This window comes from Roseovarius sp. JB2-10 (assembly GCF_055693585.1).
This window is the reverse complement of record NZ_CM146337.1, coordinates 603,729-626,014: the sequence shown is the minus strand read 5'-3', so window position 1 is coordinate 626,014 and position 22,286 is coordinate 603,729. Positions and strand designations below refer to the sequence as shown.

Below are 22,286 nucleotides of genomic sequence, written 5' to 3'. Positions count from 1 at the left end.
CCCCGCGCTCATACCGGCATGTGGAGTAGGTGTGCCCGGGCGCGTGGGTTTAGCTGACCGCTTGCCAGAGCATACCGGCCAAAATCGCTCCGATCATGGCATAACCGATATAGGCGGCAAATACGCGAGGTTTGACCAGGGCCCAGACGGCGATGGCGGCGGGAATGCAACTGATGCCGCCTGCGATTACAAAGCTCATGGCTGCACCCTGCGTCATGCCTTGTGCCAACAGTGCATCCACCAGTGGCACGGCGGCATAGCCATTCAAGTAGGCTGGTGCACCGACAAGCGCGCCCAGAATGATTGGCATCACACCTTCGCCACCCAACACACGTGCCACCATTTCGGCAGGTACATATTGCAGCATTAAAGCCTCAAAAACATATGCCAAGGCCAGCCATTTCAGAAGGAAATGCGCGTTTTCGATTGTAGTCGTACGGAAGGTATCGCGCCGTGTGCTTTGGGTCCAGAATGCCCAGACCGGCTTGCCCTCAAAGGGCTTGTTGCTGCTGCAACAGCCGCCGCATCCTTGCGATTTTTCCCGCAGTGGATCCGCAAAGACGGGTGACGTCGACGCCAGCATAGTGGCGAACCCGCCCATCATCCCAATGCTGACGGCTGCTACGGTCTTGGCGATGGCAAATTCCCATCCCAATGTGCCCGACGTGATCAAGAACATGGCGGGGTCCATCAGGGGCGAGGCCAGCCAGAATGCCATGACGGCCCCCAGAGGCGCGCCGAGCGCGAGCATGGCGGCGATGAAAGGGATCACTTCACAGGAACAAAAAGGAGAAAGCCCGCCCAGGAGGGCCGCAAATACGACCATTTTCGCCTGCCGGCCTTCAAATGCCTTGGCAAGCAATGTCTCTGCGCCGCTGGCCTTCATGTAGGCCACGGCCAGCACGGCAAACGCAATGAAAGGTGCGGTATGCCACAAGGCACCCAAAGCGAATGTGATGGTCGGCCAGAACTGTGGCCCGTCCAGAACTGCGACGAGCAAAAGCACAACAACCAGCGCTGCCCAGGCTCTATCCAGCCGCCATTTCGCGACATGGGTATCGGCGGTCGTTTCAGCCATGAATATGCCTTTCATGGGGGTGGTCACTGTCGGCGCAGCATTCGCGCAACAGAAATTCCGAAATGCTTTTCAATTCGTCATAGGCCACGGCAGCGCAAATGATGCTCCGCCCGCGCTTTTCCTGTCTGACGAGACCGGCTTGAGCCAGAATTTTCATGTGATGCGTCAGGGTTGAACCTGTCACGCCCGTCCGATCTCCCAATTCACCAATGCTCAACCCATCAGGGCCAGCGCGTACGAGGCTGCGCAGCACGGCAAGGCGTTGTTCACTACCAAGCGCCGCGAAGGTCGAGGCCGCCAGGGCAAGGTCATAGTCGGGAATCGCTGTCTGTTTCATATTTCTAGAATTATAGAATTAACCTTACTACGCAAGAGTTATTTCGATGTTTTTCGAAATAATCAGATTGGTTGTGCTGATGAACCAGAATTTCGTGCTGATCGTTCAAAGCAATGCAAAACACGCGCCGATTTCGTGCAAATGGTTCTAAACGGCGGTACGATTTGCAAAAAGCCGCGTGATTCAATGACCAAACTAACCGAAAACATTTCTAATTGCCGTTTGTGCGCAGACCGTTTTGCCGCCACCCATACAGGCCATGAGCCGCGTCCGATTGTCTGGTTTAAACCCGGTGCGCGGCTCTTGATCGCGGGTCAGGCGCCGGGCATGCGCGTGCATAAATCGGGTAAACCCTTTGACGATCCTTCCGGTGACCGGCTGCGCGACTGGCTGGGGCTGAGCCCGAATGAATTCTACGACACATCCCGGGTGGCAATTGTGCCGATGGCGTTTTGCTTTCCGGGCTACGATGCAAAAGGATCTGACCTGCCGCCGCCCAAGATATGTGGCACGACGTGGCATGCTGAGGTCATGGCGTCGCTCAATAACGTGGCGCTGACGGTCTTGGTGGGGGGCTACGCCCACAAATACCACATGGGTGTCAAAACCGGTGTGACCGAAACAGTTCAGGGCTGGCAGGCCCATGCACCCGCTCTCTTTCCCTTGCCTCACCCGTCGTGGCGCAATACTGGATGGCTGAAGAAAAATCCGTGGTTTGAGGACGCGCTTTTGCCAAAGCTACGTGCGCAGGTACAACAGGTCATGCATGGTTGAGACGCTTTTGGATGCGGCTTATGCGGCCATGCAGGCCCATCCCGATGATGATGAAATGCGAATGCGGTTTTATGAGCGCCTCTCAGGGACAGAGCTTTTTCTGTTGCTGGATGCAGAGCCGGTGGGCGATCAGATTTCGCCGCATGTCTTTGACCTCTCGGACCATTCCTTTGTACTTGTTTTTGATCTGGAAGACCGGCTGACGCAGTTTACGGGCATCACATCGCCCTACGCGGCGCTGTCGGGGCGCGCGATTTGTCAGATGCTGGCCCCCAACGGATTGGGCGTCGGGTTCAATCTGGATGTGGCGCCATCGTCGATATTGTTGCCACCCGAAGCGGTGCAATGGCTGGCAGATATGGACAAGGAACCCGATCAAATCACAGCGCGGGTTGCGGAAGTGAATGCGCCCACAAATCTGCCCGAGGCCTTTTTGCGCGTGTTGGACACACGCCTTGCCGCCGCCGAAGGTTTGGCCGAGCTGGCATATCTGGTGCAGGCAACTTACGAAAACGGGTCGACCGGACATCTTTTGGGGTTTGTGAACGCCCGCACCGAAGCAATGGACGCTTTGGCGCAGACCGTTGCGCAAGCGTTGATCTTTTCCGGTCTGGAGGCAGGCACGATTGATGTGGGATTTTTCGACGCCAGTGATCCGACGGCGACCAAACTGGCAAAATGCGGGCTGCGGTTCGATCTGCCCCGGGCGCCGGCGCCGACGCGTATTGCGCCGGGATCAGACCCGGATAAACCCCCGAAACTGCGCTAAGTTAATAACCCAACTCACGGTCGACAACGTGCAAAAAGGGCTCTCCCGCTTCGCCGCGGCGGATGTTTTCGGCAATCACCTCGGCGGCGGTCTCGGGGCGGGTTTCAGATGCAATATGCGGGGTCACGGTCACGTTTTCATGTGCCCAATACGGATGATCCTGTGGCAGGGGTTCGACCCGGAAAACATCCAGCGTGGCATGGCCGATCTGACCGCTTTTAAGTGCTGTCAGTAACGCATCATCATCTATCAACGGGCCGCGACCGGGATTGATGATAACCGCGCCTTTCGGCATGTGGGCCAGCGTGTCGGCATTAATGATGTTCTCGGTCTGGGGCGTGGCGGGCAGCAACAGGACCAGAATTTCAGCCGTCTTCAGAGCTTTAGTGAGTCCGTTGTCACCTGACAGGCATGACATGCCGGCGATGTCTTTGGGCGACCGGCTCCACCCCGTCACATTGAACCCAAGATGGGCCAGCGCGGTGCCGCACGCTGCGCCAAGCGCGCCCAAGCCCAGAATGGTCACGCGCCGGTTCTGGGCCAACGGCGGGGCGATTTGATGCCACGATCCATCCTGTTCTTTCAGATGCCGGTCGGTGTTCAGATGATGCCGCAAGACATGCGCTGTGACCCATTCGATCATGCCTTGAGTCAGGCCGTGATCGACCATGCGCGCCAGAGGTACTTTGATGGTGTCGTTTCCAACGATCCCTTCAACGCCAGCCCACAGGCTAAGGACCGCCTTGGCGCGGGTATATGGCCCGAAATCCCGCATATCAGCATTGGGTGCGTAAATGATGTAATCCACCTTGTCTGCAGCGATATCCGTGCCGAGGTTTACGTCCAGACCCGCGTTTGAAAAGGCGGACTTCAAAGGGGCTTCATATGTGTCCCACCGCTCATACGCGGCAGAAAACAGCACGTTGACAGGCATGATCTTTACCTCGGTTTATGGATATGGGCGCTTTGAATAAGGCCGAAGCCCAGAAGCAGGATCAGCATAGCCGATCCGCCATAGCTGACCAGCGGCAATGGAACCCCAACCACCGGTGCCAGCCCCATGACCATGGACATGTTCACGGCGAAGAAGAGGAAAAAGGTTGTGGCAATGCCAAGGGTCAGGAGGGACGAGAACCTGTCGCGGTTGGACAGGGCCGCAATGACGCAGAAAAAAATGATCAGCGCGTAGAGGGACAAGAGCGAAAAGGCGCCGACAAATCCGAATTCTTCGGCGAGAGTCGTAAAGATGAAATCGGTGTGTTTTTCCGGCAAGAAGTTCAGCCGTGACTGCGTGCCTTGCATGAAGCCGCGTCCGGTCCAGCCGCCGGAGCCCAGAGAGATTTTGGATTGGGTGATGTGATACCCCGCGCCAAGCGGGTCACTGGCAGGATCGAGGAACGTATCGATGCGCCGAAACTGGTAGTCTTTGAGCAATTGCCACGTTGTGCCACGGCTCTGAAAGACGGCGGTGACAAGGCCGACCACGGCGGCGATGACCACGGCAAAGTATCCCCAGTGTACGCCCGCCAGAAACATCACAAGTGCACCCGCGGTAATCAACAGGATCGAGGTACCCAGATCGGGCTGTTTCAGAACCAGTGCAACGGGGATCAGGATCAAAATCACGGGTAAAACCACCCAGAACAATCGCGATGTTTTCTTGAGCGGCAGCCAGTCGTAATACGCAGCAAGTACCATGACGAGGGCGATCTTCATCAATTCGGAGGGTTGCAGGCGCATGAAGCCCAAATTGATCCAGCGCTGCGCGCCCTTACCTTCGACGCCCACAAGCTCGACCGCTACCAAAAGTAAAAGCGAGACGATATAGGCCACCAGCGACATGTTGCGCCAGAACCAGATCGGGACCATGGCCACAAAGAACATCAAGACCAAACCAAGGGCGAACCGCTTCATCTGCGGTTCGGCCCAAGGGAAAGCGACCCGCCTGCCACGGAAAACAGCATCAGGAACCCGGCCGAGGCGACGGTTATCAGCAAGATGACCAGCGGCCAGTTGAGATGCAGTATTTTGCGCATCCCAGTGGGCGTCGTTTTGACCGTGTATTCAAGATAACTCATGCGCGGTCACTTTTGTCTTTTTTGCGGTTCGGCCGCACCTGCCGCAGCTTTTCCTGTTGTTCCTTGATCCGGGGCCGATCAGCCGTGGGATAGGCCTCGAGCGGGGGTTCTCCACCATAGAGCGCCTGCAAGGTCACGTCGCGCGCGATTGGGGCCGCCGCGGTTGATCCGCCGCCGCCATGTTCCACCACGACCGCCACAGCGATCTTTGGGTTATCATAGGGTGCAAAATTCACGTATAGCGCATGGTCGCGGCGTTCCCAGGGCAGGTCACGGTTGCGTGTCACGCCCCGCGCGCGCTCGGCTTTGGTGATGTTTCGGACCTGACTGGTGCCGGTCTTGCCCGCCATTTTGAAGGCATCTTCGACAATGCGGCTTCGATACGCGGTGCCACGCTTGTTGTTGGAAACCGAATACATCGCCTTTCGCACCAGCCTCAGCAGGTTTTCATTGATGCCCAGGTCTTCGGGTGCCTCAACCGGTTGTTCGACCCCGTCGATGGATTTGATCAGCCGGGGCTTGATCTTTTTACCGGTGGCAAGTCGCGCGGTCATGACGGCCAATTGCAATGGCGAGGCCAGCACATATCCCTGACCGATGGCCACGTTGACCGTGTCGCCGCGCAGCCATTCACTACCCTTGCTTTCCAGTTTCCATTCCCGTGTGGGCGCCAGACCTTTGGACACGCTGGTCATGGGCAGATCGTGTTCCACGCCAAGCCCCAAGCGATTGCACATTTCGCTGATGCGGTCGATGCCTGCGCGTTGGGCGATGTCATAGTAATAGACGTCGCAGCTTTCACGCAGGGAACGGTGCAGATCAACATTGCCGTGGCCCACGCGTTTCCAGCAATGGAAGCGACGGCCACCGACGCGCAGGTGACCAGGGCAATACACTGTCTCTCCCGGATCAACGAAACCGCCCTCAAGTGCGGCAAGTGCCGTGACCATCTTGAAAGTTGACCCGGGCGGGTAGACACCCTGGACCGCTTTGTTGGGCAGGGGGCGGTACTTGTTGTCCAGAAGGGCCTTGTAATCGGCGCTGGAGATGCCGCGCACAAAAAGGTTTGGATCGTAATTCGGGGCCGATGCACTGGCCAGCAGATCGCCGGTCTGACAATCCATGACCACGACGGCGGCACTCTCACCCTCGAGGCGGTCGTTGATGTAGGCCTGCAGCTTGTTGTCCACGGTGATCTGGATGTCTTTGCCGGCTTCGCCTTCCTTGCGGTCCAGCTCGCGCATGACACGGCCAGCGGCGTTGACCTCAACGCGTTTAGTGCCCGCCGTACCGCGCAAGACGTCTTCCTGTTTGACCTCGAGGCCGATCTTGCCAATTTGAAAGCGTGGGATGAGCAACAACGCATCTGGCGCATCGATCTTTTCAAGATCGCGATCGCTGACCGCGCCCACATATCCGACAATATGCCCGTAATCGCCGCCGCCAGGATAATGCCGCGACAGACCAACTTCTGGTGTGACACCAGGCAGCGCCGGGGCGTTCACAGCGACGCGGCTGATTTCTTCCCAGCTGACGCGATCGGCAACGGTGACCTGCGTATCGCCCCGCAATTCGGTCAATTCGCGTCGGGCGCGCTTGAGCAGATCGGGATCAAGTTCAACAAGGTTGCCGAGCCGGGCAATGACTTCTTCGATATCCCCGGCGTCTTCGCGCACCATCGTAATGCGGTAACTGGGCGCATTTTCGGCCACCACGGCGCCGGTACGGTCAAATATGCGACCACGGGCCGGCGGAATGAGGCGAATGTTTATGCGGTTTTCTTCCGCCAACAGGCGAAACTGATCGGCTTGATCGACCTGCATGTATCGCATTCTGAGTGCCAAAAGCCCCATGAAGCCGGCTTGCGCGCCGCCAAGGATCAGGCCACGGCGCGTGATGATACGCAGGCTGTCTGCATTATCGCGGGTCGGGCGCTTCATATCCGGTTCCCCATTGCGTCCACGTCGCCCGGGGCAAGTTTTCGGACCCCAAAGACCACTTGAGTCACAAATACCACAATTGGATAGGAAAGAAGCGTCATCACAAGCTGTATCAGGCTCAGGCCCAATGGTGCCTGATCCACAACCGTCAAACTAAGGATGAGGCGGTAGCCGAGGGTCATGACCACCAATGTGGTCGCAACGGTCAGCCATTCAACGGGAAAAGTCAGATCGCGCAGTCCGGGCGCGCGAGATCGCAGGGTTTCACCGCCCAGAAGGACCAGCGCGGCCCAAAGGCCCGGCGGGCGTTGCAACAGCAAATCCGCCAGCAAAAACAAAAGGGCGATCACGAATGCCGGAATGAATTCCGGGCGTCTTAGCACCCATGCAAAGGTAACGGCCAGCATCAGTTCCGGAGCCGTCCATGCTTTGGGTACGGTATCCAAGGGGAGCAGTTGAATGAAGATCAACACCATGCAGATCAGCGCATAGAGGCACATCATGATCCAGGGGCGGCGCGTGTTAGCCATTGCCACCCTCCGCCGTTGCATCGGTCGAGGTTTCGGGTGTCTCGGACGGGTCAGTCAGGATCGCGGGGGCAATCAGGTTGCCGGGGTCTTCGATGGCTTCGTTGCCATAATCCCGCAGGACCCTCAGGAACTTTAGCCGCTCGTAGTCTGCCGCCAGCCGAACACGCATACGCCCACCCGGGTCTTCGGCGACCTGACCGACCAGCAGGCCGGCGGGAAAGACGCCGCCGTCACCGGATGACATGACCCTGTCACCGGGTCGGATCTGGTCTGCATCTTCGATGAAGTCAATCGGGGGGGCGACAGTGTTGTCGCCAAGCAGCAGGGCCTGTTGCCCCGAAGGTTGGATCGTGACGGGAACGCGGCTGGAGGTGTCGGTCAGAAGGATCACGCGGGCGGTGTTGTTGCCGACGCCCGAAATGCGGCCCACAAGGCCCAGACCATCCATTGCGGCCCAGCCATCGACGATCCCATCGCGGCGTCCGACGTTGAGCAAAACAGATTGCCGGAAGGGGGAGCCGCTGTCGGCCAAGACAACGCCGGTGACAAATGTCAGGCGCGGATCAAGTTGCACGTTGTTGAGGTCCAGCAGGCGCGCATTTTCCTGACCGAGCTGCAGCGCGGCCTCTTTCCACGCTTTCATTTGCTGAAGCTCGCGGCGCAATTCCTGGTTTTGCTGGTAAATGCGGCTGTAGCTTTGGAAGTCGCGCAGGATATTTACGGTGCCGGTCACCGGGGCCATCGCCCAATCAAAGCTGGGTACGACGCGGTCCACGACCTGCGCACGGAAACGTTCGACGCGCGGGCTGTCAATACGCCAGACCACGAAGAAGCCGAGCAGACACAAGAGCAACGTCCCGAAAAGCAAACGCTTGAGCGGGCCGGTGAATTCTCCTGATTGTCCTCGGTCTTTGGCCAATGGCATTCCCTTTGATTAAAAGGTGGCCGCCTTAGCTGTCGTAGTCAATCGCGTGGCGTAGCTGTTTTTCAAATTCCAGCGCCTTGCCGGTGCCAAGGGCCACGCAGTTCAGACTGTCATCGGCAATGGAAACCGCAAGGCCTGTCTGTTCGCGCAGCGCCAGATCCAGATCCCCCAGAAGCGCGCCGCCGCCAGTCAGCATCACGCCCCGATCCACGATATCAGCTGCCAGATCGGGTGGTGTTGCTTCCAGCGCGGTCATCACCGCTTCGCAGATCGCCTGCACAGGCTCGGCCAGTGCTTCGGCCACCTGGGCCTGGCTGATCTCGGTTTCTTTCGGCACACCGTTCAGAAGGTCACGGCCACGGATCTGCATCGAGCTGCCGCGCCCGTCATCGGGCATGCGCGCGGTGCCGATGGAGGTTTTGACGCGCTCGGCGGTGGATTCGCCCACCAGCAGGTTTTGCTGACGACGCAAATAGTTGATGATCGCCTCATCCATGCGGTCACCACCCACCCGGACCGAGCGGGCATAGACGATATCACCCAGTGACAGAACGGCCACCTCTGTCGTCCCGCCGCCGATATCAACAACCATGTTGCCGGTGGGGTCAGTGATGGGCATACCCGCCCCAATCGCGGCTGCGATAGGTTCGGCAATCAGGCCTGCACGGCGTGCACCTGCGCTCAGCACCGATTGACGGATCGCGCGTTTTTCAACGGGTGTCGCGCCATGGGGTACGCAGACGATAATTTTGGGTTTTGAGAAGGACGAGCGTTTGTGCACTTTGCGGATGAAGTGTTTGATCATCGCCTCGGCGGTATCAAAGTCCGCAATCACCCCTTCGCGCATCGGGCGGATCGCCTCGATACTGCCGGGCGTGCGGCCCAGCATCAGCTTGGCGTCTTCGCCCACGGCGAGCACTTTTTTGACGCCATCCTTCACGTGATAGGCCACAACGGACGGCTCAGACAGGATCACCCCACGGCCTTTTACATAAACCAGAGTGTTGGCTGTACCCAGATCAATGGCCATGTCCTGGGAAAACAGACCGGGAATTCTGTGCAATATTGACATGTTACGGGTCGTCCTGTGGTGATCGTGCTCAATGGGCCCGTACTTTGTGCACGGTGCGTTGTTTGACCTTATAGAGACCATGGCGCAGAGGCGAAAGGCCTTGTTTTAATGCCTTCAGCATGTAGTTGCCGGAATGTCAGAGTTGGGCTGTTGCCGGTGTTGGCTGCCCCATGGCTCGTGGGCGGGTTCCGGGTCTGCAGGCAGTCACAACCGTGGCCAGTCCGGAATGAAAGTAATTATCCTGTATTTAGGACTGCATGTGCCTAAATATGGTCACAATGATTTTGTAATCCTTATTTACGCCAGGCAGTAACGGCGTAACGAGTATGTTTTAGTGAGTGTTACGGAGTAGTGTTGTAATGAGTATCGCGCGTCGCCAAACCGCCGCCCAGTCGCTGCATGCCAAACCCCTTTGCGACCTGCCTGGCGGCATTCTTATCAATGATGATTCCACGCTGAGTGATTTCGTGCGGATCATCCAATTGAAAGAAAAAAGCAGGCAAAAGCGCCAAGCTTTGCCTGAGCTCGCCCCCTGTGAACCGGTCCATTGCGGTCCGGCTGCCAATTCCCCAACCAAATTGTTGCACAGGGTGCAGCAAACGCTTTTCTGCGCCTGATAACCTCGTCCCAAAACAATCCTCCCCAATTCAGGCCCAGACACCCGCCCAACTCAGTTGGGCGGGTGATTTTTTTGCGCGCCGTCACATGACGAAAATTCCTGTGTCAGCGGAACGAAGAGACTCTCAGTACGTAACTGACCGGTTTTCGGTGGGTCCTGTTGACGGTGCAGAGCCTTTGTTTCGTTTGATTGTCTGGCGGAATACGTATTACGCCAACGCCAGCGCTGATCCTTACTCAGGGGCCTGGTCAATTGGAATGACCTCTTCTGCCTGTGAAAGTCTTTTGATACGGATTAGACAGGGCATGTTCGACGTCAAGACAGGCTAACCATCATGATTGCTGCAATTCAGCTATGCGAAAACGCCGAACTGGATTTTCAGCAATCCTTTGCCAGGCAATACTGTTTGTCACGGAACCCGTTGCAAAAGATATCGGGTTGGAAGCGCCCCAAACCCAAGATGGGTTGGAATTTCACACATTGCCCAAAAATCGAACATTGCGATTTGCAGGATCGCGACGGAAACCCCATCGGGTGGCTCTTGGGTGCGGCGGTTACCCCGAATGGGGCGCTTGTGGGTAAAGCGCCATTCAAACTGACCACTTCCCTGACCGACAAAGACTTCTGGAACGCCTTCGAACAGGAGGTGACGTATTTTGCTGGCCGTTATCTGGCAATTGTTCTGACCGACAAGGGCAAGCGCGTCTATTTCGATCCGGTGACTGATTTGCCCGCGGTTTTCAATCGCAGCGAAAGGATGGTGGCGTCATCCCCGATCATGGCGCTGAATCGACCAATGCGGACGAACCACCGGGTTAGCCACCGCCTGATCGTCAAAGAGGGCGGAAATTATGGCATGCAGAACACATGCGATCCGGATGTGTTGCGGGTTTTGTCAAACCACTACCTGGATCTGGATGACTTCTCGCTGCATCGTCACTGGCCCACTGAAAACGATGATTTCAACGCGCATGAGATGTCGCCGAGTGACGTCGCCGATATGATGGTTGCCCGTCTGGGGCAAACCAGCGGAACACTTCTTCAGAACTATTCCTGTTTTGTGGCGTTAAGCGGGGGGCCGATAGCAGAACGCTGGCGTATTCGGCGAAAGCCAGCCTGCATCAGGCCAAGATGATCTTTTCCCATAGAACAACGTGGATTTCACAGTTTGATTGTTTTTTGGCAAAGCAGATTGCCGAAGATTTGGGCGTCTCGAGCCGTTTCAAAATATTTGATGCCGTTGCCGAAATCGAAAAGGGTACATATGACGGTGACGCGAAAGGGCGCATACGTTGGAATTTTTGCCACCGGACGGGGTATCAGCATCCCCCAAAGCACCGGGAGTTGGTGGCCGCGGATATTTTGCCCGAAGCGGATTACATTTTGCGCGGCAATATTATGGATATGGGACGGGCGAACCAATGGCCTGTTGATCTTAAATATGATCTGGATCATGCGGTGTCACAGCTGCTTATTGGTGGCCGGCCTGCTGAAGAGAACCTGAATTACTGGGGCCCGGAGTACAAGAACTGGGTTGATACACTTCCTAAATCTGCCCGGTCCAGAATATATGATTTTGCCTTTGTCGAGCAGTTGCTTCCCAACACATTGGGGGGGCGTCTGATCGGGTACAGAAACGCAAATTACATCAATCCTTTCAATGACCGGCAGCTCATCAAGGCCTGCATTCAAGTTGATCCTGAACTGCGCAGAAGCCGCCAATTCAACAAAGTAATGCGAAACGCCTATGGCGATTCAGGCATCATGCGAACGCGGCAGGCGATGGGCGATACGTCCACCAAATCAATCGTTGAAAAGATGTTTGCGTGACGCCTCGGGTGTGGTTGCGTGGGATGTCTGGGTCGCATGTAACCCAAGCCAAATGCTTTGGTTTATCCTTACGAGGGAACCCGCAGCGCGTTTGACCAAAATCCCTGGCTATGGGTGATTTTAAGATCGGAGGTGTGCGGAGTTCAGCATGCGTCAGATAAGCAGTTATGTTGACACATTTTGCTTAAATTATGGTGCTGCTGGGGAGCATTGAAACACTATATCATGTAGTGTCACTCTGTATCAAAAACTGAATGAATCCAAATTTTTATCGCAATTTCATGTATCAAACCGTGTCATTCTGTTTCAGCCTGTACTATATATAGAGGTGGATATTAGGGTGGATACAGATTTTGCGAGCATTGAACAAACTCACAACTGCTAAGATCAAGAATTCTTCCCCAGGTAAGTATTCTGATGGTGGCGGGCTTTGGTTGCACAAGCGGTCGGACGGAGGCGGGCAATGGTTCTTGCGTGTCACTGTTCACGGCAGAAGGCGGGAGATGGGGCTGGGTCGGTTCGACAGCAAGGGAGAGTTTGGTGTCTCACTTAAGGAAGCACGTGAGAACGCGGAGAAGTGGCGTGCTCTTGTTCGGCAGGGAAAAGACCCAATAAAAGTCAGAGAAAAACAGAGACGTGAAGCTGAGAAAGCGGACCACACTCTGGAGACGGTCGCAGAGGAAGCCTTTGAGGCAAGAAAGGCGGAATTGAGGGATGACGGCAAAGCTGGTCGTTGGTTCACTCCTTTGAAGTTATACATTTTGCCAAAGCTTGGAAAAATCCCGGTCGAAGACATCGACCAACGAGACATCAAAAATACTTTAGGACCCATCTGGCACGAAAAAGCTGACACTGCTCAGAAAGCGCTCAACCGACTGCGGATCACAATGCGCTATGCCGCTGCAATGGGCTTGGACGTGGATATACAGGCGACGGAAAAGGCAAAGGCCCTTCTGGGCAAAACCCGGCACGTGATCCAGAACATCCCATCTATGCCCTGGCGGGAAGTGCCTACCTATTACGCAAGCCTGAACGAAGGCACGATCACGCAATTAGCGCTGCGTCTTCTGATACTGACCAACCTAAGATCCAAGCCGATAAGGTTATGTCGTTTAGATGAGATTGAAGGCGATGTTTGGATTGTTCCTGCCAACAACATGAAGGCACAGAAAGGTCACGAAGCAGAGTTCAGAGTACCGCTGTCATCTGAAGCCCTTTCAATCATCGAGCAAGCGAAGCCATCGGCGCGTGATGGGTTTATCTTCCCCAGTCAGCGCAAGGGCGTGCTGTCGGATGCTACGATGAGCAGGTTCATGGAGCGAAGTGGGCTGGAGTATCGTCCGCATGGTTTCCGGTCCAGTTTCAGAACGTGGTGTGCGGAAGCAACTGACGTCTCTGATCAGGTTGCCGAAGCCGCCATGGCACACGTTACGGGTAGCAAGGTCGAGAGGGCTTATCGGAGGACGGACTTCCTTGAGCAGCGCCGCGTATTGATGGAACGCTGGGCAGACCATGTGACCGGTGGATCTGGTGAAGTTGTGAGGATGGTGCGGTGATCAATTTAGACGATAAGAACAAATTCTTAAGTGCTTTGAATGCAAGGGCTCGCCAATATGCTGATCGCGTTAAAGCGGGTGAACTTCCAGCACAGTTCGCAAGCTTCGAGATCTTGATGTCAATTTTTTCCGCACTTGAGAAGGATTTCGATCCTAAAGAACTGTCAGAATGCTACCCCGTTAAGGCATGGCGAGAAGACCAGATTACTATACCGCGCGCCTTGTTGCGCCCTCTCGTTGAAGGATGGGTCGAATACTTAGAGGGTCAGCCGGGCCTTACTCTTGGGAAAGCCATGGAGTTGGAAGGTGGCGGCCAAGGAACCAGCCCAGTATTAAAAACAGAAAACACTCAGGATGAAGTTCGAAGACTGTCAAACATGGTCGTACGCCAACTCTTACGGGCTGAGAAGAGCAGCGCGCCAATAAGCCAAGATGCTGCCATTCAAGCGGTTGTTGAATCGCAAGATATCCCCTACGAGACCGTCCGGAAAGCATTCAGAAAATATGGCCCGGACACCATTGAGACATTCAGGCAAGTTCATCCAGGCTTTGGGTAAGAACCTCCTGAAGTTTCCACCTAAGCATTTGTTTGAATTGAATTAAATCAAGTCATACCATCTCAACACAACGCAACCAACCAACCGCGAGGTGTTGAAAATGGCCCTACAGTCTTTTGACAGGCTGGTTTCAGTCAAAGACACGGCAGCCGCCTATGGCTGCAGCGTCGCCACAGTGTGGCGACGTGTATCTGACGGAACCATCCCCCAGCCCGTAAGAATCGGCGGCATGACGCGCTGGCCCATGTCTGAAATCGTTGCCGCGATTGAAGAAGCGAAAGCTCAGCGTGAGGCCGCCTGATGGGAAGCATGCCTCATTTCAAAGCAGCCGTGTCTGACGAACACGGGAAAGCAGCCAAAGTGTTGGGCTTTGCTCTCCACTTGGGTGACTTCGACTCTTGGCTCAAGCTGTCAGGCGTCTGGTCCGTTCGCCTGAAGAACGAAGAGCGCGCTTCAATCGCCTACGCGGCTTTGAAATCCCTTCCTTCTCACCAAGCTGAGTTGACCGCAGGTGCTGTTCGTCCCGAATGGGCTGGTATGCCTCAAGTGGCTTTGTTCTCAGAAATGGATCAGGCGGCGCACTGGGCTGACCTGGCCTCAGAAGAGGAACTTGATGCCTACTGCCTTGCGGCTTTCAACCGGATGCAGGCCGGTCGACAGCACGCATTCCTAGATCATGTTACGGGGAGGAAAGCCGCGTGACTTCGTTCGATGGCCTACATGCACAAGATACTGCGCATCTCAAAGAGGTGGGTAGCGCTCCTGTATATATCGCACCGGAACTGCCGAAGCGTGCAAACACCCTGCGCAATGCCCTGGAGCCAATCTCCTGCATCAGGCCAGTCATCAAGTCACGATACCTGGTGAAAGGGTGGATCGACCGGGAAACCGTGAGTGTGATCTACGGAGAAAGCAATGTTGGGAAGACCTTCTTCGCTCTGGATTTGGCCATGCATGTGGCCGCTGGAAGGCCCTGGCACGGGCATCTTATTGGTGGGGTGAACGAAGGATCAATTGGTCCGGTTCTCTACGTTGCGGGGGAAGGCGGATATGGCATCAATAACCGCATTGAAGCGATACGAATTGACCAACCAGAGCTCATACAAGGCATTGAGGGAAATAGTGAATTCTTGCTCCTGCCAACACCCCTTGATCTCTGTGCAAAGGGCGATGCAACTGCCCTTGTCAGCGCCCTTGAGCGGCTTGAAGATATCCCCTTGATTGTGATCGACACCCTGGCTCGCAGCATGGGAACAGGCGATGAAAACACCGCCAAGGACATGGGAGCATTCGTCAGAAACATCGATTTCATCCGTGCACAAACCGGCGCACATATTATGGTCATCCATCATTCTGGCAAGGACACCAGCAAAGGTGCCCGGGGAAGCGGAAGCCTGAGGGCTGCTGTTGACACGGAAATTGAACTCACGCGTTCGGGCAGTGTCATTATGGCGGAGACCCGCAAGCAGCGGGACATGCTCACGGGTAAAGTCTTTGCCTATTCCCTTCGAGGAGTCGAAATCGGCATTGACGAAGACGGAGACAAAGTCACGTCGGCGGTCGTCGAACAAACCGATCCCGTAGGCAAGTCGATCAAAATCACCGGCCAGCAGAAGATCGCCCTACAGGCGCTTGATGATGCCCTTGCACATCACGGCGCGAAGCAACCCGGGGACATGTTCCCGAGCAGCCGAAACTGCGTTTCGATGGATCATTGGAGAACCTATTGCGACCGTCATTCTCTCTCTGGTGGAACCGACAACAGCGCCGCCAGACAGGCGTTTGGTCGGGCATGGAAATCACTGCAAGAAAAGGAAGTCGTCAGGGTCATCGACGGCTTCGCATGGAGGTGTTCAGATGAATAATTCTACCAACGTGACAGGCGTGACAAAGCGTGACGTGTCACCCGCTGATGCTACCGTGACATACGTGACATCCCCCTTTAGGGGGTGTCACGGTGTCACGCTCAGCCAACTTCACAGAATTGGAGTTGCACCGTGACACGTAAAAACGATGGCAATACGTACACTGATAACACCGGCAAGTTCGCTGAGGGCAACCCCGGCAAACCGAAAGGTGCGCGTCACAAGACGACCCGAGCTATTGAGGGCTTGCTTCAGGGCGAAGCAGAAGGTCTGACACGCAAGGCCATTGAGCTGGGTCTCGACGGCGACATGGCGGCCCTGCGTCTGTGCATGGAACGCATTGCCCCACCTCGTAAGGACACAACGGTCGAGTTTGACTTGCCATCCATGCAATCGGCCAGTGACGCCGCCAATGCCGCCCAAGCGGTTCTACAGGCCGTGTCCGGGGGTGAGCTGACCCCACTGGAAGCTGCCAGCGTCATGGGGCTTGTCGAGAGCTACAGGCGCGCTCTGGAGACGTCTGAATTGGAAACCCGCATCACAGCATTGGAGGCAGGCAAATGAGTAGGTTGGAAAAACGGGTTAGCAGGCTTGAAGGTACGAGTTCGATGGCACGCGAGCGGCTGATTGTGTTCCGCAAAATTGTCGCGGCAGCGGACGGTAAACCCACCGGCCAAGAATGGTTCGCTTCCGCAAAGACCATCGATGCCAAACCCGCGTGCATTACACCCCATCCAGGTGAGGCCGATACGGCATTCGTTGAGCGCGCAATGTCAAAGGCAGAAAATGGAGCACTGGCATGAGTACTGCACTTACACGTAGACTGAATAGATTGGAGCATCAGAGCGGTGTTGGCGAACCTGAGATTGTCTTCATCATGCCATTGTGCCGTGACACTGAGGACGGACCTGCTGAGTGTGACGGTGAGGCAAGAATATTTGGGTGTGCCAAGGCATTCACTAAATGGCCAAGTGGTCAGTACACAGCGCACTTTGCCAAGCAAGGCGAAACTTTCGAAGATTTCAAAACGCGTGTGGAAGCCGCTTCTGAGGTGAAGCAATGACCCTCTCAAAGCGCATCGCAAAACTTGAGCGACAGATTGGGTTTTATGAGCCTGATATCCTGTTCATGGCAACAATTTACGAGCAACGAGAAGGGCCAGACGAATTTGGCGGTGCACTTGCGTTCGCGAACTGGCCAAACGGCAGCCACGAAACTTTTTCTGCCATGGCGGGTGAAGCCTATGACGACTCCAGGAATCGAGTAGAGGCAAAGGTGAAGCAATGAATTTGAAATCGCGCATTGAACGCATAGAGCGTCATTCCGGTAGTCCAACGGGCAGTGAACCGGCAGCAATTATCATCGGCCAGCTTGCGCGCCGAGATAAGGCAAGTGAGCCGTGCTTTGCATACGTTTTGGCAGGGCCCTTTGCGGGCGGGCAGGTCAATCGAAACGGTGGGGAATCTGCAGCTGAATTCGAAAGGCGATTGGATCGCATCGTCAACAATACTGAAGTCGCCATCGCCAGTGATGGGCAATCTCATTGGAACAAAGCACTCAATAAGGAGAACAGAAATGACTGAGACAGTAACATTAAGAATGAACGCGTGATGTCGCGGTATCTAACCGGGACCCTGGGCGCGCAGCAGGGGGATTAACTGAATTTTAATCAACTTATAGGCGAATTTGTATCTTATGCAGGTAAGAAGCAAATTGTCGGAGAACAAAATGCCAAAAGACACTAATTGGGTTGAACCTATTCAACCAGTTGAAAGCTTTGCGCTCTCAGTTGTTAGCAGTAAGCGAGACGTTTTCCCAAGGCTGGCGGACCCTGAAGAAACTCTGGAAGCGACTGAAAGCTGGTTCAAGCAAGTGACTTCAAGACTGCGAAGGGTTTTGGGTCGGCGTTTCCAGTAGTGGATCGCGAAATTCAGTCGTTGTTGGCTTCCGCGCTGGTTGCTCTCGGCTAAAGCTATCAATAGTAGACGCCGTGTGCGAAATTTCCGCACGCTCCTCCATCTCGCGACGAATAGCTTCCACAGTTCTATCCCGCGCGGAGGGCGTCACAGAGGCCACCAGAGATGCCATCCGAGACACCAACTTAGTTTAGGGTGTCGTGCTGGACGAATTGATGCGTTTGCTTGCGTTAATGCTTTGAAAGTTAGCTTCGTTATCGAGCAGATTAAGAAGTCGTTAGGATTCCATTAATAGAAATTAGCTGTTGTTAATTCATTCTTGGCTAATTCTGGGGGATTGCTATGATAAAATATGAGCTCCTGATAAGGACAATTTATACAGCACGGCAAACGCGAGAAAACGGCTACATTCAAACGGCTGATGCCCTGGATGTAATTGTCAACATGCTGTCGAAACACTTGGACGCTGAGTTTTTGATGACGAGCGTCACGTCGCCATACCATTCGACGAAGCAAAAGCCGCGTAGATTAAGTAAGCGCATGAATTCAAACACTTCAAAAGATAAAGTTTAGAAGTGCCGCGGATTTTTACCCCGTTAGATCACCGAAACTGCCGCGCAAAACAGAGTGCTTTTACATAACTTAAGCAAGATAACGCCGAATTTACGTGGCGTATCTCAAGGTTAAGTTTTCCTTAGGTTTTTATTAACAAAGTGATTCCATTGATCGATAAATTATTGCCAAGCTAGGAGTGAGCTATGGATACGAATGAAATACTGGTTCGAACCATGAACGCCGCCAAGGAAGCCCGCAATCAGGGTTTCAACAATACCGCTGATGCTTTCGACGAAATCGTTGAAAAACTGTTGGAATTAGCCAATTCTAGAGCGCAATCTGCAGGTGAAAAAAGAGCAAATACCAACGTGGACGTATTGCATGTCCACTAGCAAAAACACTGTTTTCCCTTTGATTAAAGCCAATTTACTTATTGTTAACACTAATCCCTAAAGTTGTGACAGGTGGGGCTGCCACTCACTATATCGCCTAAGGGATACAAATAATGACGAGTTATAAAGACGCACTTGTATTGTTGAATGACCTCGAAGAGTACGCAGGCAAAACTTCGTTTCCACAAGCTGAGAAACTAATTGCGACGGCCAGAAAGGCAATCGAAAAAGACCGGAACGGCGCGTTCCCTCCATTACGTAAGTCGACTAAGTCGAACCGGGTCTATCTCATCCAATAAACTGCCGACCGGCGAGAACTCGTTTCACACGATTTCTGAGCTACGCAAGGAAAGTCTGGCTACGTCTGAGTTGTCGGAACGGGTAATCTAGTGCTACTGGCAAACAGTTCCTGTCGCATTTGCGGGCAACCATATGTACCTCCCTGTTAGGATGACCCCGGCAACAACCGGCGGTTTTTTTGGGGGGGTCGCTGCGAAGACGCAGTGCAACATAAAACTCATCTTAAGTTCATCATTAACAAAAAATTAATCTACTTTAAGATGTAATTAATGAATCGTGCAGTACAGCAAAGACGGATAGACAAATGAGCGTTGAGCAGCAATTTCTTAAGGCACAACACAATGAGGAAACGGCACACCCCGATAAGAGCGAACGGATCATCGAACGATTTCCACCATTGGCTCCGCCTGAAGTGCCTAAGGATCATGTGGGTATCAGGATTTCTAAATACGCTCTTGCCTTAAGCCATTGGAAGAAAACCGGCTAGCTAACGTCTGGCAAGTGTCGCCTTGAGGTGTTCGACCAATCTCGATGACCTACACTCCCTTCGCGTTGAAAATGGCGGGAAGTAAGCTCGGTTCATGGGCGACGCTACTGAGTTTGTAAATCACACTGTTTACTTAATTTGCTCTGCCAGAAGCGCGTCGCACATCTATTCTCGTTGATTAGGGATCACCAAGTGCGCCAGCACTTCAAGCCCAAATCTCGTTACAATCAATTGGGAACTGTCGAAGAATTCTTCAATCAGTCGAAGGCCTAGTAGAGAACGGTAAACTATCGTTAGCCGCTCGGGTGACACCACCCGTTGCTGGCCAAAATGTAAGAGGAGGGCAACCTCCTCCATGGTCAAGCTGGCTGCGATGATATTTGCTGCTCGTATAGTACCCACGCGCAAAGTCTTCGGCGAAACTGCGAACGCGTAAATGCGTGTGATTACCTAGTCGGCGTATTCACGCTGGCGTCGAATGACGGCAACGAGCCCACACCTCCCGAATGCTGCACTGCGCCCCAATAAGGGCGATACGCCAAAAGCCGACATTGCTCCCCAGGAGGACGGCCCAAATTCAACCTTGAGCATCCCCTCAAAATGCTGCGGTTGCAGCCCTTAATCGCTGCATAGGCAACGCAAGGGTGCAAGCCAACGCACAAGCTACGGACGAAGCCGCTTGTGCATGTGTGGCTCCTGTTGCCCCGATAGCCATCGCATCTGCAGCATGACCACTGTCGCATTTCACCTGACGACGGCAAAACAGTTGTTGAAACCCGCCGTCTGGTACAGAAGCCAAACGCACCTTTCCCTGCTGACAGTTTGAGCCTTAGAAACGTAGACTAATACAGAAATCAAATACCTATCTCGGCTAAGCCGCTACACAGTATCTTTCAACCAGTCCAACAAGATCTCCCGCAGTCACCGGCTTGGGGATGAAACCATTCATGCCGATTTCACTTACTGATTGGTCGTCGTGGTATCGCGTGTCGGTTGTCACAGCAATAATCGGTATGTTTTGCGGCGGGTCATCATCAGTATTACGGATACGATGTGTGGCAGAAACCCCATCTACTCCGGGGAGATGGATGTCCATTAAGACGACACCGTAGGCATGAGGGTTTTCCGAGAGCAGGTCACAACCATCACTACCATCATGAGCAAAGTCCACGTCCACATCCAAAGCTTTCACAATTTGCCGCATCATGAAGCACGTGAACTCATCATCTTCGATGAGAAGAATCTTCTTGGCTTTTTTCACGTAGACCCTCCCTCACACACAGGCATAGCCCATGCGAAGGACTGGCTCAGAGACTGTGGCTTGCGCTCTATACTACTTGCTGGATCGAAGTCTTCATACCCCATTTCGTGAGCGGATCTCCTGAAAGTTAATGAAAGGTTAACTCTTTGCGCATTTATATGAGGTAATGCCGTCTACAGGCAGAGCTCGCACGGTCGGTGCGGAAGGGGTGCCAACATGCTAGACTTATTTTTCAGTATCTTTGACACGGCGCAATTTATTCCCCACGGGATGTGTTTGCTTTGGCGGCCCGATCTTCTATTTTTGCACGGCGGCTCTGACCTGTTGATCGCTTTGGCATATTTCACTATTCCTCTGATCATCCTGAGAGCCAAAGAAAAGCGACCCGACTTAATTGATCCAACGGTTGCGCGAATGTTCGCGGGCTTCATTACGGCCTGTGCCCTCAGCCACACCGGAGCCCTTCTGACGTTGTGGTTCCCTGCTTATACGCTGCAAGGTTTTGTGAAGCTGGCGACCGCGGGTATCTCGATTTACACCGCAATTCAGCTTGCGCGACTGATGCCTATGTTTCTGAGTTTGCCAAGCCACGACGACCTTGTCCGCAAAAATGCGCAAATCATGCTTGGTGAACGGCAGATCGAGGAGGCAAAAGACGCAAATGAAAGGCTCAGCGAATTCGCTCATATTGCGTCGCATGATCTGAAAGCGCCACTGCGTGGAATTTCAAACCAAGCCAAGTTTCTTGAGATCGATCACGGTGACACACTCGCGCCTCAAGCGCTCACGCGTATCGAACGGATTTGCGAACTCTGTGAACAGGTTGAAACGTCAATCTCAACGCTGATGAGGTATTCGAGCATAACAAGCGACGCGGCGCGAACGCCCATAAACATGCAAGAATATATTGGTGACATCGTGGAATCAATGTCCGAGTTCTTGGCGGAACAAAAGGCGCAGGTCTCGGTTGATCCAAGTTTGCCAGACCTCAGTTCTGATCTGGCACAGATTGACACGGTTTTTCGCAATCTTATCGTCAACGCTGTGACGTACAACAATTCCGAACGCAAAGAGGTTTCTATCGGTCATGTCAAACATGTTGCCTTGGACGGACAGGCGATTTGGGACGCCTACTATGTTCAGGACAACGGCATTGGCATTCCCGAAGAGTTCCACGAAACCGTGTTCAAGATGTTCAAGCGACTGCATTCCGATGCCAGCTATGGCGCAGGAAGTGGGGCTGGGCTTGCTTTTGTGAAAAAAGTGATTGGAAGCGTACAAGGTGCCATTGGATTGACTTCGAAGGTCGGTGAAGGGACCACGTTTTATGTCTCCTTCACGGATCAAACAAATCATGACACAACCAAAGATAACATGCTACATTTCACATCGGGAGAATTCGGCCATTCAACGTGATATCGTAAGTTGCCCCTTAATTATGACGG

Annotated in this window: 26 protein-coding genes and 1 pseudogene; 18 read left to right on the top strand and 9 right to left on the bottom strand. The window is 54.1% G+C overall.

Features of this window, described 5'->3' with window-relative positions:
- Positions 1-49: 49 nt before the first annotated feature.
- Both ACZ1HJ_RS03120 and ACZ1HJ_RS03115 read right to left on the bottom strand, forming a co-directional pair.
- Positions 50-1,078 carry a permease gene (locus ACZ1HJ_RS03120; RefSeq protein WP_472720901.1) on the bottom strand — a complete coding sequence of 343 codons (1,029 nt, stop codon included), beginning with the start codon at positions 1,076-1,078 and terminating at the stop codon, positions 50-52.
- The gene (locus ACZ1HJ_RS03115; protein ID WP_472720900.1) at positions 1,071-1,415 is read right to left on the bottom strand and encodes an ArsR/SmtB family transcription factor; all 345 of its coding nucleotides are present in this window, start codon (positions 1,413-1,415) and stop codon (positions 1,071-1,073) included. Before ACZ1HJ_RS03115 ends, ACZ1HJ_RS03120 begins: the two co-directional genes overlap by 8 nt.
- Before the next feature lie 186 nt (positions 1,416-1,601).
- Between ACZ1HJ_RS03115 and ACZ1HJ_RS03110 the strand changes: the two genes are divergently transcribed.
- Both ACZ1HJ_RS03110 and ACZ1HJ_RS03105 read left to right on the top strand, forming a co-directional pair.
- Complete coding sequence (locus ACZ1HJ_RS03110; protein ID WP_472720899.1) at positions 1,602-2,189, top strand: uracil-DNA glycosylase family protein; 588 nt, start codon at positions 1,602-1,604, stop codon at positions 2,187-2,189.
- Positions 2,182-2,958 (top strand): SseB family protein, encoded by a 777-nt coding sequence (locus ACZ1HJ_RS03105; protein ID WP_472720898.1) that lies wholly within the window; start codon positions 2,182-2,184, stop codon positions 2,956-2,958. The genes ACZ1HJ_RS03110 and ACZ1HJ_RS03105 overlap by 8 nt, the downstream gene beginning before the upstream one ends.
- A gap of 1 nt (position 2,959) precedes the next feature.
- Here ACZ1HJ_RS03105 and ACZ1HJ_RS03100 read toward each other — a convergent pair whose 3' ends face one another.
- The 6 genes and pseudogenes from ACZ1HJ_RS03100 to ACZ1HJ_RS03075 form a co-directional block, all read right to left on the bottom strand.
- Positions 2,960-3,892 (bottom strand): 2-hydroxyacid dehydrogenase, encoded by a 933-nt coding sequence (locus tag ACZ1HJ_RS03100; RefSeq protein ID WP_472720897.1) that lies wholly within the window; start codon positions 3,890-3,892, stop codon positions 2,960-2,962.
- 5 nt (positions 3,893-3,897) lie between these two features.
- Positions 3,898-5,036, bottom strand: a pseudogene (gene rodA / locus ACZ1HJ_RS03095) (rod shape-determining protein RodA).
- Positions 5,033-6,976 carry a penicillin-binding protein 2 gene (gene mrdA, locus ACZ1HJ_RS03090; protein WP_472720896.1) on the bottom strand — a complete coding sequence of 648 codons (1,944 nt, stop codon included), beginning with the start codon at positions 6,974-6,976 and terminating at the stop codon, positions 5,033-5,035. Before mrdA ends, rodA begins: the two are co-directional and overlap by 4 nt.
- Positions 6,973-7,506 (bottom strand): rod shape-determining protein MreD, encoded by a 534-nt coding sequence (locus tag ACZ1HJ_RS03085; RefSeq protein WP_472720895.1) that lies wholly within the window; start codon positions 7,504-7,506, stop codon positions 6,973-6,975. Before ACZ1HJ_RS03085 ends, mrdA begins: the two co-directional genes overlap by 4 nt.
- Positions 7,499-8,425, bottom strand: a complete 927-nt coding sequence (gene mreC, locus ACZ1HJ_RS03080; protein WP_472720894.1) for a rod shape-determining protein MreC — start codon at positions 8,423-8,425, stop codon at positions 7,499-7,501. Before mreC ends, ACZ1HJ_RS03085 begins: the two co-directional genes overlap by 8 nt.
- Before the next feature lie 31 nt (positions 8,426-8,456).
- Positions 8,457-9,503, bottom strand: coding sequence for a rod shape-determining protein (locus ACZ1HJ_RS03075; protein ID WP_299845301.1), 1,047 nt, complete (start codon positions 9,501-9,503; stop codon positions 8,457-8,459).
- Positions 9,504-9,862: 359 nt separating this feature from the next.
- Here ACZ1HJ_RS03075 and ACZ1HJ_RS03070 point away from each other — a divergent pair, with 359 nt between their 5' ends.
- The 15 genes from ACZ1HJ_RS03070 (at position 9,863) to ACZ1HJ_RS03000 (ending at position 19,580) form a co-directional block, all read left to right on the top strand.
- Positions 9,863-10,120: a hypothetical protein gene (locus ACZ1HJ_RS03070; RefSeq protein ID WP_472720893.1), complete on the top strand. Its 258-nt coding sequence runs from the start codon at positions 9,863-9,865 to the stop codon at positions 10,118-10,120.
- Positions 10,121-10,456: 336 nt separating this feature from the next.
- Positions 10,457-11,257, top strand: a complete 801-nt coding sequence (locus tag ACZ1HJ_RS03065; RefSeq protein WP_472720892.1) for a hypothetical protein — start codon at positions 10,457-10,459, stop codon at positions 11,255-11,257.
- Between the two features lie 44 nt (positions 11,258-11,301).
- Positions 11,302-11,952, top strand: coding sequence for a hypothetical protein (locus ACZ1HJ_RS03060; RefSeq protein WP_472720891.1), 651 nt, complete (start codon positions 11,302-11,304; stop codon positions 11,950-11,952).
- A gap of 353 nt (positions 11,953-12,305) precedes the next feature.
- Positions 12,306-13,508, top strand: coding sequence for a tyrosine-type recombinase/integrase (locus ACZ1HJ_RS03055; protein ID WP_472720890.1), 1,203 nt, complete (start codon positions 12,306-12,308; stop codon positions 13,506-13,508).
- Positions 13,505-14,065 (top strand): hypothetical protein, encoded by a 561-nt coding sequence (locus ACZ1HJ_RS03050; RefSeq protein WP_472720889.1) that lies wholly within the window; start codon positions 13,505-13,507, stop codon positions 14,063-14,065. The genes ACZ1HJ_RS03055 and ACZ1HJ_RS03050 overlap by 4 nt, the downstream gene beginning before the upstream one ends.
- A 100-nt stretch (positions 14,066-14,165) precedes the next feature.
- Positions 14,166-14,366, top strand: a complete 201-nt coding sequence (locus tag ACZ1HJ_RS03045) for a helix-turn-helix transcriptional regulator (RefSeq protein WP_472720888.1) — start codon at positions 14,166-14,168, stop codon at positions 14,364-14,366.
- 8 nt (positions 14,367-14,374) lie between these two features.
- Positions 14,375-14,767, top strand: a complete 393-nt coding sequence (locus tag ACZ1HJ_RS03040) for a hypothetical protein (protein WP_472720887.1) — start codon at positions 14,375-14,377, stop codon at positions 14,765-14,767.
- Positions 14,764-15,930 (top strand): helicase RepA family protein, encoded by a 1,167-nt coding sequence (locus tag ACZ1HJ_RS03035; protein WP_472720886.1) that lies wholly within the window; start codon positions 14,764-14,766, stop codon positions 15,928-15,930. The genes ACZ1HJ_RS03040 and ACZ1HJ_RS03035 overlap by 4 nt, the downstream gene beginning before the upstream one ends.
- A 132-nt stretch (positions 15,931-16,062) precedes the next feature.
- Positions 16,063-16,494 carry a hypothetical protein gene (locus ACZ1HJ_RS03030; RefSeq protein WP_472720885.1) on the top strand — a complete coding sequence of 144 codons (432 nt, stop codon included), beginning with the start codon at positions 16,063-16,065 and terminating at the stop codon, positions 16,492-16,494.
- Complete coding sequence (locus tag ACZ1HJ_RS03025) at positions 16,491-16,733, top strand: hypothetical protein (protein WP_472720884.1); 243 nt, start codon at positions 16,491-16,493, stop codon at positions 16,731-16,733. The genes ACZ1HJ_RS03030 and ACZ1HJ_RS03025 overlap by 4 nt, the downstream gene beginning before the upstream one ends.
- Positions 16,730-16,993, top strand: a complete 264-nt coding sequence (locus tag ACZ1HJ_RS03020) for a hypothetical protein (RefSeq protein ID WP_472720883.1) — start codon at positions 16,730-16,732, stop codon at positions 16,991-16,993. Before ACZ1HJ_RS03025 ends, ACZ1HJ_RS03020 begins: the two co-directional genes overlap by 4 nt.
- Entirely contained in the window at positions 16,990-17,217 is a 228-nt protein-coding gene (locus ACZ1HJ_RS03015; protein ID WP_472720882.1) for a hypothetical protein, read from the top strand. Before ACZ1HJ_RS03020 ends, ACZ1HJ_RS03015 begins: the two co-directional genes overlap by 4 nt.
- Positions 17,214-17,513 carry a hypothetical protein gene (locus ACZ1HJ_RS03010; RefSeq protein WP_472720881.1) on the top strand — a complete coding sequence of 100 codons (300 nt, stop codon included), beginning with the start codon at positions 17,214-17,216 and terminating at the stop codon, positions 17,511-17,513. Before ACZ1HJ_RS03015 ends, ACZ1HJ_RS03010 begins: the two co-directional genes overlap by 4 nt.
- A 1,091-nt stretch (positions 17,514-18,604) precedes the next feature.
- Entirely contained in the window at positions 18,605-18,793 is a 189-nt protein-coding gene (locus tag ACZ1HJ_RS03005; protein WP_472720880.1) for a hypothetical protein, read from the top strand.
- 604 nt (positions 18,794-19,397) lie between these two features.
- On the top strand, positions 19,398-19,580 hold the full coding sequence (locus ACZ1HJ_RS03000; protein ID WP_472720879.1) for a hypothetical protein: 183 nt from the start codon (positions 19,398-19,400) through the stop codon (positions 19,578-19,580).
- An 871-nt stretch (positions 19,581-20,451) separates the two neighbouring features.
- Here the strand turns inward: ACZ1HJ_RS03000 and ACZ1HJ_RS02995 are convergent.
- A complete protein-coding gene (locus ACZ1HJ_RS02995; RefSeq protein WP_472720878.1) occupies positions 20,452-20,841 on the bottom strand; it encodes a response regulator in 390 nt (129 codons plus the stop codon).
- Between the two features lie 216 nt (positions 20,842-21,057).
- On the opposite strand from ACZ1HJ_RS02995, the gene ACZ1HJ_RS02990 reads away from it, so the two are divergent.
- Complete coding sequence (locus ACZ1HJ_RS02990) at positions 21,058-22,257, top strand: sensor histidine kinase (RefSeq protein ID WP_472720877.1); 1,200 nt, start codon at positions 21,058-21,060, stop codon at positions 22,255-22,257.
- Positions 22,258-22,286: the final 29 nt, after the last annotated feature.